Below are 14,144 nucleotides of genomic sequence, written 5' to 3'. Positions count from 1 at the left end.
TCCAGCCTGCCTGACAGACGTGGCACGCCTGCACGACGGGTCGCATACGATTTGCCCGTGTCGCTCACCGAGGGCCAGGTCTTTGCCGGGTACACCATCCGGCGACTGCTGGGCGCCGGCGGCATGGGCAGCGTGTATCTCGCCGACCATCCGCGGCTGCCGCGCCAGGACGCGGTGAAGGTACTGGCCGCAACGCTGACCACCGATCCGGAATACGGTCCGCGGTTCCGGCGCGAGGCGGACCTGGTGTCCACCCTGTCGCATCCCAACATCCTCGGCGTCTACGACCGCGGCGAGGTCGATGGCCAGCTGTGGATCTCGATGGTCTACGTGGCGGGCACCGACGCATCCCACCTGTTGCGCGATCACTACCCGAACGGGATGCCGGCGCACGTCGCGTTGCCGATCATCTCCGCCGTCGCCTCGGCGCTGGACTATGCGCATCAGCGTGGGCTGCTGCACCGAGATATTAAGCCCGCCAACATCTTGCTCGAATCCGACACCTCGCGGATCTACCTGGCGGACTTCGGCATCGCCCGGCCGATGGACGACTCGACGAAGCTGACCGCGACGAACATGGCGGTCGGCACCGTGGCCTACGCGGCACCGGAGCAACTCCGCGGTGATCCGATGGACGGGCGAACCGACCAATACGCGCTGGCGTGCACCGCATTTCATCTGCTGACCGGCACCACACCGTATGCCGACACCAACCCGGCGGTGGTGATCACCAAACACGTCACCGCGCCCGCCCCCTCGCTGGGTGAGCGCCGCCCGGAACTGCGCGGGCTGGATCCCGTCCTGGCCAGGGCGATGGCCAAGACCCGGGAGGCCCGGTACCCGAGCTGCCAGGAGTTCGCGAACGCGCTGCAGTACCAGTTGGCCGCGCCGGCCGAAGACTTCCGCAGCCACCCGACGCTGGCCGCCACGCCGCCGCCACAGCTCGCGAAACCACCTGCGGCCAAGCGGAAACCGGGTGCCAAGACGGTGCTCGCGGTGCTCGTGGCGCTCGCCGTGCTACTGGGTGCCGGCGTGTTCGCCGGCGTGCGGTTGCTGGCCGGCGACAAGGCACCCACCGCGGCGCCGCCCACCACCGCGGCCCCTGCAGCAATGGCCACCGGGGCCGGCTTCACCGGCCTGTACCGGGCCGACTACGGCCCGGGCACCGACCTGGAGGGCAATCCGATCCCGGGTGCGCCCGCGATGACGGGCACCTGGGATGTGCGCTCGGCGTGCACATCGGGCGGCTGCCGCGGGAACGCCACCTACGTCGGCAACAGCGGCATCGTGCTGGTCTCGGACCTGACCTTCGATCAGGTCGCCGGCGACTGGGTGGCCGTGGCCACCGGCTCGGTGCAGTGCAACGACATGACCACCGAAGCCTGGGTGGTGTTCACGCTGACCCCGCAGCCCGACGGCACCCTGACCGGGGAGACCATCCGGGCCGCAGCCAACGGGTGCAGCAGCAACAAACGAACGGTGACGTTCACCCACACCGGCGAGAACGAACGCAGCCGGGTACCCGACCCCGCCACCCTGCCCGCGCGCACCACGTCGCCGGCCACCGCGCTGCACGGGCGGTATCACGAGTCGATCGTGTACACCCACGGCGGATTCGCGCCGGGCTCACCCGATCTGCAGGCGCGCACCTACTGCCTGCGTACCGGTGACCGGTGCATCAGCCTGCTGCACGCGATGGACGGCGTCGTGACGCTGGTGTTCGCCGACGGCAAGTGGACCCGCAACGAGGCGGGAATGGTGCCGTGCGCCCAGGGCGGCACCACGAATGTCAAGATCACCGCCGAGTACCCGATGCCCGCCGACCTCCAGGATCCGATCCCGGTGCTCAACGGCCACGGCCAGAACATCTCGACCGGCAGCGAATGCCAAGGTGGGGAATTCACCGACAAGTTCGTCCGCACCGGGGACTAGCGCGCTAGGGTCGGAACGCAATGACTACCTCAGATGCGTTGCGGCGCATGACCAAGCACGCGCTGGTCATTGCCAGCGTTGGCATTCTTTCGGCATGTGCGCACACCAGCGACACCCCGGTGTCTTCCAGTTCGGTTGCGGCGCCCACGGCTTCGGCGCCGCCGATCGTCAGCCCCACCCTGCTCGACGTCGGCAACTACCCGACGACACCGCGGCCCCCGCTGGGTAACGCCGGATCCACCGAGGCCGGTGTCGCGGCAGACGCCAGGCGGATGGCCGAGTTCGTGATCGGGCCGTGGGACGTGGACAAGACCCTGATCAATCCGTATCTGAACGCGTATTACATCCTCACCAACCCACTGCTGCTGGCCCAGCTCGGGCCCGAAGCCATCGCCGCGGCCGCCCAGGAGCACGGTTTCGTCAACGGCTTCGCGTCCGCGCGCAACGCGGATCAGGCCGTGCTGGTGAACGCCGTGCTCCGGTTCCCGGACCCGGCGGCCGCTACTGCCGCCGCGACGGCAATGGCCGGTGCCGCCGCCGCCAGCCCGATCGGCGGCACCCGGCCCGAACACACACCGATCCCCGGCCACCCCGAGGCCGCCGCCGTCAGCTACCCGTTCACCCCGCACGGATCGGATCACCCGTGGTCGGTGGTGCGCTCGTTCAGCCCGCACGGAACGTTCGTGTTCATGCAACTGGCTCAACACTCCGGCGGTCTGGACGCCGCCACCGGCCTTGTCGCCACGGCCATCGACACGCAGGGCCCGGCCATCGACGGGTTCACCCCGGCGGATATGTCGGCCTTCGCCGAGGTGCCGCTGGACCCGACCGGCCTGCTGTCCCGCACCGTGCCGCTGACCGGCGATATCACGCCGAGCAAGAACGCCGTGTATCCGGCCAAGGGCGCGATGCACTTTCAGACCGATCCGGTGTCGTCCAAGACGCTGTTCTCCGATACCGGCGTGAGTGCGGTCGCGATGGGCAAGGCCAACGTGTACCAGGCCCGTGAACCTCTGACGGCGCTGATGATCACCAACGGTTTCAACACCGAGGTGTTGTCGGAGGGGGCGAAACCGGCCGACCCGGTGCCCGCCCTGCCCGAGAGTCATTGCGCCGCGCGGGAGAAGAGTTTCTATTGCGTGGCGCCCGCCGGCAAGTACGCGATCGAGGCCAACGGGGTGGCGCTGCCGGATGTGCAGCAGCTGGTGGCAGCCCAATACGTGTTGCTCACGGCGAAGTGAGCGCCGGGTTTTCGGGGTCTAGCGGATCGCCAGCCCGGTGATCGCACGCGAGATCACCAGGCGCTGAATCTCACTGGTGCCTTCGAAGATGGTGAAGATCTTGGCGTCGCGATGCATGCGCTCCACCGGGTAGTCCCGCGTGTAGCCGTTGCCGCCGAGGATCTGGATGGCCTCGTCGGTGACGTACACCGCGGTCTCACTGGCGACCAGCTTGGCCATCGACCCCTCGGCACTGTCGAAGGCCTGGTTGTTGCGGGCCATCCAGCCGGCCCGCCAGACCAGCAGGCGGGCCGCGTCGATCCGGCATTTCATATCCGCCAGCTTGAACGCGACGGCCTGGAACTCACCGATCTTGCGGCCGAACTGCTCGCGCTGGCTGGCGTAGTCGAGGGCGTATTCGTAGGCGGCGCGGGCCACGCCGACGGCCATCGCGCCGACGGTCGGGCGGGTGCGTTCGAAAGTCTTCATCGCGGCCTGGCCGCCGGCGGAGGCGCCGGACTTGACTCGGGCCACCCGTTCCTCGAACTTCTCCCGCCCGCCCAGGATCATGTCCTCGGGCAGCCGGACGTTGTCCAGCACCACCTCGGCGGTGTGCGAGGCCCGGATGCCGTGCTTCTTGAATTTCTGGCCCTGGGTCAGGCCGTGGATGCCCGGCGGGATGATGAAGGTGGCTTGTCCGCGCGAACCCAGTTCGGGATACACGGAGGCGACCACGATGTGCACGTTGGCGATACCGCCGTTGGTGGCCCAGGTTTTGGTGCCGTTGAGCACCCACTCCCGGGTGGCCTCGTCGTAGCGGGCCCGGGTCCGGATGGCGCCGACGTCGGAGCCGGCGTCGGGCTCGGAGGAGCAGAACGCGCCCAGTTGCGGTTCGCCGGGGGTGCCGAACATCGCAGGCAGCCATTGGCCGATCTGTTCGGGAGTTCCGTTGCCCGCCAACGCCGCGGCTGCCAGCCCGGTGCCCAAGATGGACAGCGCGATACCGGCATCGCCCCAGAACAGTTCTTCGAAGACGGTGATGAAGCCAAGACCGGTCGGCTCGGCGGCCTGGGTGCCGAAGAACTCGGGCGAGTACAGCCCGACCTTGGCGGCCTCGGCGATGATCGGCCACGGGGTCTCTTCGCGCTCGTCCCACTCGGCGGCGGCGGGGCGCACCACCTCGGCGGCGAATTGGTGCACCCAGTCGCGCACCTCGATGACGTCATCGGACAGTTGCAGTGAGAATGTCATGGTGACTCCTGAATTAGGTTGTCGCTCAAGGTTTCTTGGGGATGGTGTGGCGTTCGAGCATGCTGGTGATCTGGTCGACCCAGGCTTCGAAATACCGGTCGTCGTCGACATTGCCTGGGGTCCGGTTGGTCAGGGCGCGCAGTGTGGAGAAGTAGCTCAGTGAGGCGATCGCCACGGCGGCCGCCGCCTCGGGATCGGGGATCTGGGTGCGCCCGGATGCGTTGGACCGGGTGAGCTCCTCGGCGAACCGCGCATAGGCGTTGTCGGTGATGATCTGCCAGGTCTTCTCGTCGAGGTCGCCGAGTTCATCGGGCTCGCGGAGCATCACCCGCAGCAGTTCCTCACTTTCGGTGAGGTTGCCCCAGATGAGTTGGCCCGCCGTCCGCACCGAGGCCACCACGCCTTGTGGTTCGCCCGAGTCGTACTGCTCACGGGCGGTCACGATCTTCTCGATGCGGCTGGTCACCGCCGCTTCCAGGAGGGCGCGTTTGGAACTGAAGTGCTTGTAGAGCGCACCGGAACCGGGTGCCAGTCCGGCCGCCTGCTGAATATCGGCCACCGACGTCGCCGCATAGCCCTTCGCCGCAAAGAGTTGCAGCGCGGTGGCCATGAGTTGATCGCGACGGGAGGCGGTCACGAGGTGAGAGAGTACTCACTCACCTCGTGACCGGCAAATCGACCACGGTGGGCACCGCCGGCAGCTGCGGCTAGATCGTGCCGGCCGGGAACATGGTCTTGACGGCCTGGGTGATGGTGTCGCGCGCGGCGGCGGCGTCATCGGCTTCCAGCGAGCTGATCACCATCACGTAGCGGTGATCGGGCCCGATCGCACCGGTGGACACGTGCAACTGATTGGCGCCGTTCCAGCAGCAGAACCAGCCCTGCTTGACCGCAACCGGCTCGGCATACAGTCCGTCGGGGATGCCGAACCGTTGCGGGTAGCCGTCGGTCCCCGTCGCGGTGGATTGCGCCAGGTCGCCGATGATGACGCCGGCCTGTTCGGGCGGCAGGCCGCCGCTGCCGTCCAACAACTTGGCGTAGTAGCGGACCAGATCGGTTGCGGTGCTCAGCGTGACATCCCAGTGTCCGTTGGGCGGGGCCGTGGTACCGGTCAACCCGTACCGGGACACGACCCGGGAGATGACGGCGTTGCGGCCGCTGCGTTCCCAGAAGGTCTGGGCCGCACCGTCATCCGAGGAGCGCAGCATGATGTCCAGTGAGCTGCGATCGGCAGGCGACAGTTGCGTCTTGCCCTGCGACTCCTGCAGCAGCAGATCATCGGCGATGAACAGCTTGGCCACGGACGCGATCGGGAATGGTCTGTTGGCTCCGTTGGTGACGACTTGGCCGGTGTCGCGGTCGAGCACCACGGCCTCGATGTTGGCGCCGGAGGCGGCCGCGGTGGCGGTGGCTTGACGGACGCGGGCGTCGAGTCCGTCGAACGGCGCCCCGGACTGGTTGGGTGGGGATTGCGGCGCGGGCCGGGCAACCTGCGGTGCACCCCATGCCATGGCCGCGCCACCGTTCACCAGCAAGGCCGCGCAGACGACGGCCATGCAGCTGACCGCCCGTTTCGGCAGATGTCGACGCATGAATCTCCTTCGTGCTGGTCCCGAACCAGGGGAGTGGGGCAACGCTGCGCCCAACCTCACCCTATTTGTTGGATACGGACCGCATCTAACAGGACTTTCGCCAGGCGGGCAGCGCGGACCGGGCTGGGCTTCGCGCCGGCTACGTATTGCTCGGGAGAAGTGGGACCACGAGCATGCCCCGTACCCTCGGTGGGTATGACGGACACCGGATCCCCGGCCACCGCGCTGCTGGCCCGTGCAGGCGGGGTACGCGGGCTCATCCACACTGCACTGCCGGTCACCGTGTTCGCCGCGACGTCCGCGCTGGCGGGACTCGTGTCCGCCGTCATCGCCGCTGTCGTGGTCGCGATGGTGATCCTGGCCTGGCAATTGGTGCGCCGGGAATCCACTCGTCCCGCGCTCTTCGGATTCGCCGGGGTACTGCTGTGCGCCGGGCTCGCGTTCGTCACCGGCGAAGCCAAGGACTTCTACCTCCCCGGCATCTGGATGTACCTGGGGATGGCCGTCGCGTTCACGGTATCGGTGCTCATCCGCCGCCCGCTGGTCGGCGTCGTGTGGGCCCGCGTCACCGGCCGCGACGACAGCTGGCGCAGGAACCGGCGGGCCCGGCTGGCTTTCGACACCGTCACCGTGGTGATGGCGCTGGTCTCCTGGACCCGCTTCCTCGTCCAGTACCACCTGTACGACACCGACCAGGCCGAACTGCTCGCGCTCGCCAGGGTCGCCATGGGCTGGCCCGTGTTCCTCGTCACCTCCTCGCTCATCTACCTGTCGATCCGCACCGCGATCAGGGCGGTACCGCGCCCGGCCGACTGACGTCAGCAACGTCGGGCGGGCTTGAAGTGCGTGCCGGGCGGGTATCAGACCGGGATGACGACGGCGGGCGTGCGGCTCAGTGATCGCGATTTGGCCGACGCCCAGCACCTCGTCGGGGCGGTGGCCGCGGCGTTCTCGGCGAAGGTGGTCGGCCAGGACCATTTGCGTGAGTCGATCCTGCTCGGCCTGCTCGCCGGTGGTCACCTGCTGGTCGAGAGCGTGCCCGGACTGGCAAAGACCACGGCGGCCCGCGTCGTCGCCGAGTCCATCCACGGCAGCTTCCGGCGCATCCAGTGCACCCCGGACCTGCTGCCCAGCGACATCATCGGCACCCAGATCTACGACGCGGCCGCCAACACCTTCGTCACCCAGCTCGGGCCGGTGCACACCAATATCGTGCTGCTCGACGAGATCAACCGCTCCAGCGCCAAGACGCAGAGCGCGATGCTGGAGGCGATGGAGGAACGGCAGACCACCATCGCCGGCGTGGAGTACCCGATCCCGGAGCCGTTTCTGGTCATCGCCACCCAGAACCCGGTGGACCAGGAGGGTACCTACCCGCTGTCGGAAGCCCAGACCGACCGCTTCATGCTCAAGGAGATCGTGCGCTACCCGACGGTCGAGGATGAAGTCGAGATCATCACCCGGATGGACACCGGGTTGTACGAGAAGGACCACCGCACCGCCGCGGTGGTCGGCGCCAACGACATCCGCCATGTCCAGCAACTGGTCGGCGCGGTGCACCTGGACCGGGCCCTGGTGCGCTACGCCAGCACTCTGGTGGCCGTGACCAGATCGCCGGAAGGTCAACTGCCCGCGAACATGTCGCGCCTGATCGAATACGGAGCCAGCCCGCGCGCCACCATCGCCTTCTGTCGGACGGCACGGGCGCTGGCGGTGCTGCAGGGCCGAGGCCATGTGGTTCCCGAAGACATCGCCCACGTGGCCCACCGGGTGCTCCGGCACCGCCTGATTCTCGGCTTCGAGGCGGCCAGTGCCAGGATCACTCCCGATTCGGTGATCGACGCGGTGCTGCGCGCCGTCCGGGTGCCCTGACCCGCCGGGGCCGACGATGGGTCAGCATTTGGACCGCGCCAGAGCGCATTTCGGTCGCGACGCCGGTGACCTGCTCGACGGGGGCCGCTACGCGTTGGTGCACACCCGCAGTCTGGAACTCGATGATCTGCGCCCGTACGTACCCGGCGACGACGTGCGCGACATCGACTGGAAGGCGACGGCTCGGTCGGGTCACACGCTGATCAAACGGTTCGTCTCGGAAAAGCATCACAAGATTCTGGTGGTCGCCGACACCGGCCGCAACGTCACCGCGCTGGCTCCCTCGGGTGAGCTCAAACGCGAGGTGGCGGTGAACCTGATCGGTGCGGTCGGCCTGATCACCTTGCCGAGGTCCGATCAGATCGGGATGGTGCTCGGGGATGCCCGAGGCTGTGTCGACATCCGGCTGCGCCGCGGTGAGACGCACATCGAGTATCTCCTGCACCGCTACCACCAGCACAGCACGACCCAACCTGCGGCCAGTGATGTTGCGGTGCAGCTGAATTGGGTGGCGCGGCACTATCGGCACCGGCTGCTGCTGGTGGTGGTGGCCGATGAGCCCGACCCGCATCCGCAACTCGGGGAGGTGTTGACCCGGCTGACCGCCCGCCATGACGTGATGTGGGCGATGGTGTCCGATATGCCCGCGGTGTCCGCCGGAGATAACGAGATCGCCGGCTTCGACATCGCGGACGGACGATACGTGGTCAGTGGCGCCGAACTGGGCGCCGGTGTGGTGGCGGCCTACCGGGACTCCGAACAGCGGCGGCGGCAAGAGGTCTCGGACTTTCTCACTTCACACGCCGTCGTGCATACGGATTTCGCGGGTAGTGCCGGAATCAGAACGGGATTGGCCACCATGACGGGGGTGTACGCCCGTGCCCGATGATCTGCTCCGGTTCGTGAGCGAGCCCGCGCCGTATACCCAACTCTGGATGTGGATCGGCGGGCTCTGCCTGGTCATCCTGATCGTCTGGTACGCCGCGATTTTCGTCCTCACGTCGCCCGGCCGTCGGCTGCCTGATGTGCCGGTCCTGTCCGCAGCGCGCGATCAGCTGATCAAGCGGCGCTGCACGCATGCCATCAACGTGATCGCGCAGCGTTATCGTCGCGGTGAACTGGCCGCGGCGCCCGCCGGTGCCGCCGTCAGCGGGGAACTGCGCAGCTTTCTGCATCGCATCACCGGGTTGCGGGCCGAATACATGCAACTGGGGGCGATCGCGGACAGTGAACTGGCCCCTGCCGCAGGGGTATTGGCCGACCTCGTCGACGCGCAGTTCAATGCCGGCTCGGTCGTGGACATCGGTGATGTGAGTGCGCGGGCGCAGGAACTGGTGCGCGAATGGACCTGAGATGGTGGCTGGTGGCGATCGCGGGGTGCGTGGCCCTGGCGGTCGGCATTGCCGCGGCAGCCCTGTGGCCGACCGACGGGCGCCGCGAGCTGCGTCCCCTGGCCAACACCGCACGCCTGACCCGCCTACCGGAGTATCGCCGGGCGGTCCGGATGCGGTCGATCTGGCTGACGGTCAGCACCCTGTTGCTCGTCGCCGGGGTCATCGCCGCGGTGCTTGCCGCCGCCCGGCCCACCGGTCTGCCGTCGGCGGCCAACGGGCGCCTCGCGCGGCCGGCCCAGGACATCATGGTCTGTACGGGTGCCCCGGCCACCGATCCCGCGGTGGCCGCGGTCCTCGGGTACTTCGCCGAACACGCCCCCACCCTGGCGGCCGAACGGATCGGGCTGACGTCGGCGAACCGGCGGGTCATCCCGCTGACCCGCGACTATCAGTACGCCGCAGCGCAATTCGCTGACGTGGCGCGGCCGCGCGGTGGCAGGCGGCTGACCGCCGACGTCTCCTATGCCGACTATGCCGGCGGCCTGGCGGACGTGCTCGCGATGTGCCTGACCGGTTTTCCGCACTTCGATGCGGCGGCCGGGGCGCCCCGGTCGCTCATCTACGTGGGACCGGGCAATCTGCGCGCCGCCGAGGACCCACGGCCGCAACTGTTCAGCACCGACCGGGTGCGCGAACTCGCCACCGGGGGTTCGATTCAGGTGAACGCACTCGTCTCGGGGCACGACGGCGGTGCCGTCGACCAGCTCGTGCGGGCCACCGGCGGGCGGTCCCACCCAGCGGACGGCGACACGGCGGCACATCTGGCCGACATCCTGGCCCACCCGCCGCCGGCGTCGGGCGCGTCCGGTGACGTGGCGACGCGCACCCTCGAATCACCGGACATCCCACTGGTGCTGGCGCTGCTGGCGGCGGCAGGCCTGCTGGTGTGGCGGGTGGTGCGCCGGTGACCTTCCTGCCCGTCGTCAATCCCCTCGCACTGACCGTCGCGACCGCAGTGATCGTGTGGTGCGGTGTCGCCGCACTGCTGCGCATCCGGGCCGCCGGCCGGCCGGCCGGAGCGCTCTGGCGATGGGGCGGGATATTCGCCGCGGCGCTGCTGCTGGCGCTGGCCTGCTGGCGTCCGGTTCTCGGCGCGGACATGCAGGCGCGACCGGTAGGGGACGGTGCACCTAGTGTGTTCGTGGTGCTGGATCGGTCCGCGGACATGCGGACCCAGATCGACGCGGCGCGCGCCGACATCGATACCCTGATCGACCGCTATCCCGATGCCAGGTTCGCACTCATCTCGTTCGCGGCCGAGCCCGCACTGGAATGGCCGCTGTCGCAGGACTCCTGGAGCCTGCGTCCGGCGCTGGCCGCGATCAGGCCCTATGCCGAAACCCCGGACATGGCGGCGCAGGTCAATGCCGGGGCGGCGGCGACGGTGCTGCGCTACCAACTGATCAGTGCCCGCCAGCAGTACCCTCGCGCCCGGAATCTGGTCTACTACCTCGGCGCCGGGGCGCCCGGATCACCCGCTGCGGCACGCGCCTTCGACCTTCCGGCCGGGTCGGTGAACGGCGGTGCGGTGCTCGGCTACGGCACCGCCGGCGTCGATACGCTGCAGCGGATCGCCGGCCAGATCGGCGTGCCCTATATCGCGCGGGCGGACGGTGCGCCGTTGGAGTCCGCGCTGCCCGCCGACCGGGACGATCGGCGCGAGGCGCCGGCCGTCAACGACGCCCGGATCACCGAGATGTACTGGGCCCCCGCGGCCATCGCCGCCGGGCTGCTGCTCGCCGAACTGTTCGTCGTGTTGCGCGAGTTCCGCCGAACCCGGTCCGTCGACGTGGACGTCCCGCGATGAACGCGACGAGACGCAGGCTGCTGCTGTGGTCGGCACCCCTTGCGGTGTTGGTGATCATCCTGATGCTGAAGTCGATCTCGGTCGGCATGCTGGGTGATTCGGCCGGGCGCCACTTCGAGAAGGGGGATGCCGACGGGCTGCGCACGGACGTATCGGCGCTCGGGGTGCTGAACATCCTGGAGCCGGAGAAGGCACGTTTCGCCGATGGCGACCTGGCGGTGCTGGAGGGCCGTCTCGATGACGCCGACGAACGTTTCTCGGCCGCGCTTGCCGGCACCGAAGCGGGGGCCTCCTGCCCGGTGCGGATCAACCTCGCGCTGGTGCGTGAAACACTCGGCGACCGCGCGGCAGGGGTGTTCGACGCCGAAACCGCCGCACGGCACTACCGCAGCGCCCTGGATGCGGTCCGGCAGGCACCGGACGGCTGCTTCGCGGGAAACGCCGACCCCGACCCGGACCGACGCCTGGTGCGTGCTTCGGCGGCCACCCGGCTGGAGGACAAACTGAGCGCCCTGGCCACGTCGCCGCCCCCGCCGCAACCGCCGGCGGTCACCGCCCCGTCGGCACCGGCACCTGTGGGTGCGCCGGCACCCGCAGTGCAGAATCCCGCCCTGCGGTTGGACCCCGGGGCCGGCGACCCGCTGGAACGGCTGCAACAGATCCTGCGCGATGCACGCGGCTAGCGGTGATTCGCGCGCTTGGACTGCACAAGCCCGGTTGTGTTGCGGGGACTTAACGATTCGGTTGTGGCTCGGTGTTGACGCTCGCGCAATTACCTGCGCCGTGGTCAGGTGGAAAGTGATGTCTATGAACAGGGTTTCCGTTATCCGCCTGACCGCGTCCGCCGGCGCGGGTTTGACGCTGCTGGCCGCCGCGGCGGGATTGTCCGGGGTGGCCGGCGCCGCGCCCACCAGCGACAGCCAGGGGTACGTCGATTCCACCGCCCGGTGCAGCTCTCCGGCCGTCGCGGTCCTGTTCGGCAGCACATCGAGCGCACGCATCGCGATCTGTAAGGACTCCGGTGGGGGCTACGAATACCGCGGTGTGCGGGTGCGTGACGGCGCCAAGCTCGTCCTCGATGCCGTCGCCTCGAACGGCGGGTACGTGGCGAAGAGTGACGGCGTCACCTACACCGTCACCCCGAACGGTCTGAAGGTGAGCACCGGCGGCACCGTCATCCGCAACGAGCCACTGACCGATGTGCACGAACCGCAGGGCGCGCTGGCCACTTCCACGTCAACGAGCGAAACCACGACGAGCGGAACCACCACGACGACGGTGACCGCGACGGCCACACCGACCACACCGACGTCGACCACGCCGCTGCCGCCGCCGTTGCCCGCCGAAGTCGGCTCCCGCTGACCCCTTGCTTATTGGCAACGGTTACCATTAAGGGATGACCGTTGCTCGGCGATGGCTGCTGCGCGTCCCCGACCTCGATGAAATCCGCAGTGGCGCCTTCAGTCTGACTGTGCCGCTCGTCGACGACGTGATCCAGATCGGGCTTGGTGGCCGGTACCGAACCGGCACCATCGAGGTGTGCAAGAGCCCGTCGGCGCTCCTCGTCTCCCGAACCGACGGGCACCCCCTGCAGGCGCAGATCCTGCGCGACGATGCGCGGGTCACGGTGCTGCGGGCGCCGGTGCCCGAACTCCGGCTCAGGCGGGTTCGGACCGGTTTGTGGCGGACGGCCGGTGCGGTGCCCGTCGGGCAGGTGGCGGATCTGGAACGGCTGATCCGCACCATCGCGAATTTCGGTCTCGCCAAGCAGGACGGGCCGGCGCTAGCCGCAGTATGAGTGGGTGGCGAAGGTCAGCGCGGTTCGGTAGTCCGGGTCCAGTCCGTACGTCACGGCCGCATTGTCTTGCGCATCGCGCAGTGCCGCGGTGCACGCCGGCGAGTGCAGCAGATCCCACTGCGCGGCGAGCTCGTCGACGATCGTGGTGTTCAAGGTGTCGATGCGCGACCGCGACGACGACAGATCGGGGGCCGCGGTCGGCGCCCCGGCCGGATCGAGTTTCCATTCCGCGAACCGGCGGTACTCGACGGCTTCGGTGGCGTGCACCTGGTCCCCGAAGATGCGGGTGACGTAGTCGGCGTCGATGCCGCGGGTGTGGGCGGTCGCTGCCACCGAGGAGAGCACCTGCTGGACGCGTGCCGGATCCTCGATGTCCCCGTGGGTGATCCACTTGACCGCGGCGACGGGGTCGGCGGTCTGCAGTCGTTGCGCGGCGGCGGACACCAGCGCATCCAGGGCGCTCGGCGCCGCGTGGGCGGTGGTGGGAGCAAGGCAGACGGCCACCACGGCCGCCCCGATCGCGCGCCACGTCCGCATCCGGTCAGCTCCGGACCGCGCCGGTACCGGGTTCGGCGGCGACCAGCAGCAGGCGCTGCGCACGGTCGAGCAGGATGCGGTGCAGATCGGTGTCGGAGATGTCGCTGAGGTGCGGCTCGGTGGTGCTGCCGAAGATGCCCGCGGTGATCATCCCGATCGTCACGCGGGTCTCGACGTCGACGGTGGGACCGATCAGCAGCTCTCGCAGGCGATCGCCGCAAGCTTCGAACTCCTTGTGGGCCCGGACCAGCTCGAGTACCGCGGGGTCGCCGTAGAAGAGTGTGCCGATACGCCGGTGCCTGATCGCCATCTCGACGAAACCGCTGATGGTGGCGTCGCGGCGGGAGTCGGGGCTGGAGATCGTCTCGGCGATCCTCACCAACCGGTCCATATCGTCGAAGACGGGGCGGACGACCGACAGCACGATGTCGTCCTTGGTGTGGAACTGGTAGTAGATGGCGGCCTTGCTGACGCCGAGATGGTCGGCGATCATCTGCAGCGAGGTGCCGTTGACGCCGCGCTCGGCGAACAGATTGAGGGCGGCGTCGAGCACTCGCTCCCGAGCGAAGCCGCGCTGCGCCACTGGTTTGCCCATCCGACCCGCCTTCCTTCGCCGCTTCGGCATGTGACCTGCTGCGCATCTTTGCATGCGCGGTGTGCGCCGTCACAGACTTTGTCGTTCGTCTTGTCCTAACTTAGCCGATTGGCTAATCTCGTCCAGTCGAGTAGCTAGGCTAAGTG

16 protein-coding genes are annotated in these 14,144 nt (G+C 68.7%); 11 read left to right on the top strand and 5 right to left on the bottom strand.

Translation table 11 applies throughout. From position 1 onward, the window contains the following. Nucleotides 1-57: 57 nt before the first annotated feature. A complete protein-coding gene (locus ACXPWS_RS31040) occupies nucleotides 58-1,932 on the top strand; it encodes a serine/threonine-protein kinase (protein ID WP_458710322.1) in 1,875 nt (624 codons plus the stop codon). A gap of 20 nt (nucleotides 1,933-1,952) precedes the next feature. Beyond that, on the top strand, nucleotides 1,953-3,173 hold the full coding sequence (locus ACXPWS_RS31035) for a DUF7373 family lipoprotein (RefSeq protein WP_458710321.1): 1,221 nt from the start codon (nucleotides 1,953-1,955) through the stop codon (nucleotides 3,171-3,173). An 18-nt stretch (nucleotides 3,174-3,191) separates the two neighbouring features. Here the strand turns inward: ACXPWS_RS31035 and ACXPWS_RS31030 are convergent, their stop codons facing one another. From ACXPWS_RS31030 to ACXPWS_RS31020, 3 genes are all read right to left on the bottom strand, one after another. Next, complete coding sequence (locus ACXPWS_RS31030; RefSeq protein WP_458710320.1) at nucleotides 3,192-4,403, bottom strand: acyl-CoA dehydrogenase family protein; 1,212 nt, start codon at nucleotides 4,401-4,403, stop codon at nucleotides 3,192-3,194. Nucleotides 4,404-4,428: 25 nt separating this feature from the next. Then, nucleotides 4,429-5,040 (bottom strand): TetR/AcrR family transcriptional regulator, encoded by a 612-nt coding sequence (locus tag ACXPWS_RS31025; RefSeq protein ID WP_458710319.1) that lies wholly within the window; start codon nucleotides 5,038-5,040, stop codon nucleotides 4,429-4,431. A gap of 70 nt (nucleotides 5,041-5,110) precedes the next feature. Continuing rightward, entirely contained in the window at nucleotides 5,111-5,995 is an 885-nt protein-coding gene (locus ACXPWS_RS31020) for a hypothetical protein (protein WP_458710318.1), read from the bottom strand. Between the two features lie 195 nt (nucleotides 5,996-6,190). Between ACXPWS_RS31020 and ACXPWS_RS31015 the strand changes: the two genes are divergently transcribed. From ACXPWS_RS31015 to ACXPWS_RS30975, 9 genes are all read left to right on the top strand, one after another. Further along, nucleotides 6,191-6,811 (top strand): DUF3159 domain-containing protein, encoded by a 621-nt coding sequence (locus ACXPWS_RS31015; protein WP_458710317.1) that lies wholly within the window; start codon nucleotides 6,191-6,193, stop codon nucleotides 6,809-6,811. A 54-nt stretch (nucleotides 6,812-6,865) separates the two neighbouring features. Further along, nucleotides 6,866-7,867 carry an AAA family ATPase gene (locus tag ACXPWS_RS31010; RefSeq protein WP_458710316.1) on the top strand — a complete coding sequence of 334 codons (1,002 nt, stop codon included), beginning with the start codon at nucleotides 6,866-6,868 and terminating at the stop codon, nucleotides 7,865-7,867. A 16-nt stretch (nucleotides 7,868-7,883) separates the two neighbouring features. Next, nucleotides 7,884-8,756, top strand: a complete 873-nt coding sequence (locus tag ACXPWS_RS31005; protein ID WP_458710315.1) for a DUF58 domain-containing protein — start codon at nucleotides 7,884-7,886, stop codon at nucleotides 8,754-8,756. 13 nt (nucleotides 8,757-8,769) lie between these two features. Beyond that, a complete protein-coding gene (locus ACXPWS_RS31000) occupies nucleotides 8,770-9,219 on the top strand; it encodes a hypothetical protein (RefSeq protein WP_458710314.1) in 450 nt (149 codons plus the stop codon). Next, entirely contained in the window at nucleotides 9,210-10,169 is a 960-nt protein-coding gene (locus ACXPWS_RS30995) for a hypothetical protein (RefSeq protein WP_458710313.1), read from the top strand. Before ACXPWS_RS31000 ends, ACXPWS_RS30995 begins: the two co-directional genes overlap by 10 nt. Next, entirely contained in the window at nucleotides 10,166-11,068 is a 903-nt protein-coding gene (locus tag ACXPWS_RS30990; RefSeq protein ID WP_458710312.1) for a vWA domain-containing protein, read from the top strand. Before ACXPWS_RS30995 ends, ACXPWS_RS30990 begins: the two co-directional genes overlap by 4 nt. After that, nucleotides 11,065-11,751, top strand: a complete 687-nt coding sequence (locus ACXPWS_RS30985) for a hypothetical protein (protein ID WP_458710311.1) — start codon at nucleotides 11,065-11,067, stop codon at nucleotides 11,749-11,751. The genes ACXPWS_RS30990 and ACXPWS_RS30985 overlap by 4 nt, the downstream gene beginning before the upstream one ends. 118 nt (nucleotides 11,752-11,869) lie before the next feature. Next, a complete protein-coding gene (locus ACXPWS_RS30980) occupies nucleotides 11,870-12,430 on the top strand; it encodes a hypothetical protein (RefSeq protein ID WP_458710310.1) in 561 nt (186 codons plus the stop codon). A 34-nt stretch (nucleotides 12,431-12,464) separates the two neighbouring features. Next, complete coding sequence (locus ACXPWS_RS30975; RefSeq protein WP_458710309.1) at nucleotides 12,465-12,866, top strand: hypothetical protein; 402 nt, start codon at nucleotides 12,465-12,467, stop codon at nucleotides 12,864-12,866. Here the strand turns inward: ACXPWS_RS30975 and ACXPWS_RS30970 are convergent. Together ACXPWS_RS30970 and ACXPWS_RS30965 are read right to left on the bottom strand one after the other, a co-directional pair. Continuing rightward, a complete protein-coding gene (locus ACXPWS_RS30970) occupies nucleotides 12,852-13,403 on the bottom strand; it encodes a chorismate mutase (protein ID WP_458710308.1) in 552 nt (183 codons plus the stop codon). The two genes, ACXPWS_RS30975 and ACXPWS_RS30970, sit on opposite strands and share 15 nt — an antisense overlap. Before the next feature lie 4 nt (nucleotides 13,404-13,407). Next, on the bottom strand, nucleotides 13,408-13,998 hold the full coding sequence (locus tag ACXPWS_RS30965; protein ID WP_458710307.1) for a TetR/AcrR family transcriptional regulator: 591 nt from the start codon (nucleotides 13,996-13,998) through the stop codon (nucleotides 13,408-13,410). Nucleotides 13,999-14,144: the final 146 nt, after the last annotated feature.

The sequence above is a fragment of the Mycobacterium sp. BMJ-28 genome, from assembly GCF_054404835.1.
Note: the sequence above shows the minus strand (reverse complement) of the source record. Positions and strands in the feature narration are given on the sequence as shown.

Coding starts and splice junctions, on each gene's coding strand:
- ACXPWS_RS30975 (WP_458710309.1), top strand. CDS start 12,465: ATGACCGTTGCTCGGCGATGGCTGCTGCGCGTCCCCGACCTCGATGAA.
- ACXPWS_RS31035 (WP_458710321.1), top strand. CDS start 1,953: ATGACTACCTCAGATGCGTTGCGGCGCATGACCAAGCACGCGCTGGTC.
- ACXPWS_RS31015 (WP_458710317.1), top strand. CDS start 6,191: ATGACGGACACCGGATCCCCGGCCACCGCGCTGCTGGCCCGTGCAGGC.
- ACXPWS_RS30995 (WP_458710313.1), top strand. CDS start 9,210: ATGGACCTGAGATGGTGGCTGGTGGCGATCGCGGGGTGCGTGGCCCTG.
- ACXPWS_RS30980 (WP_458710310.1), top strand. CDS start 11,870: ATGTCTATGAACAGGGTTTCCGTTATCCGCCTGACCGCGTCCGCCGGC.
- ACXPWS_RS30985 (WP_458710311.1), top strand. CDS start 11,065: ATGAACGCGACGAGACGCAGGCTGCTGCTGTGGTCGGCACCCCTTGCG.
- ACXPWS_RS31010 (WP_458710316.1), top strand. CDS start 6,866: ATGACGACGGCGGGCGTGCGGCTCAGTGATCGCGATTTGGCCGACGCC.
- ACXPWS_RS31005 (WP_458710315.1), top strand. CDS start 7,884: ATGGGTCAGCATTTGGACCGCGCCAGAGCGCATTTCGGTCGCGACGCC.
- ACXPWS_RS31030 (WP_458710320.1), bottom strand. CDS start 4,403: ATGACATTCTCACTGCAACTGTCCGATGACGTCATCGAGGTGCGCGAC.
- ACXPWS_RS30965 (WP_458710307.1), bottom strand. CDS start 13,998: ATGGGCAAACCAGTGGCGCAGCGCGGCTTCGCTCGGGAGCGAGTGCTC.
- ACXPWS_RS30970 (WP_458710308.1), bottom strand. CDS start 13,403: ATGCGGACGTGGCGCGCGATCGGGGCGGCCGTGGTGGCCGTCTGCCTT.
- ACXPWS_RS31020 (WP_458710318.1), bottom strand. CDS start 5,995: ATGCGTCGACATCTGCCGAAACGGGCGGTCAGCTGCATGGCCGTCGTC.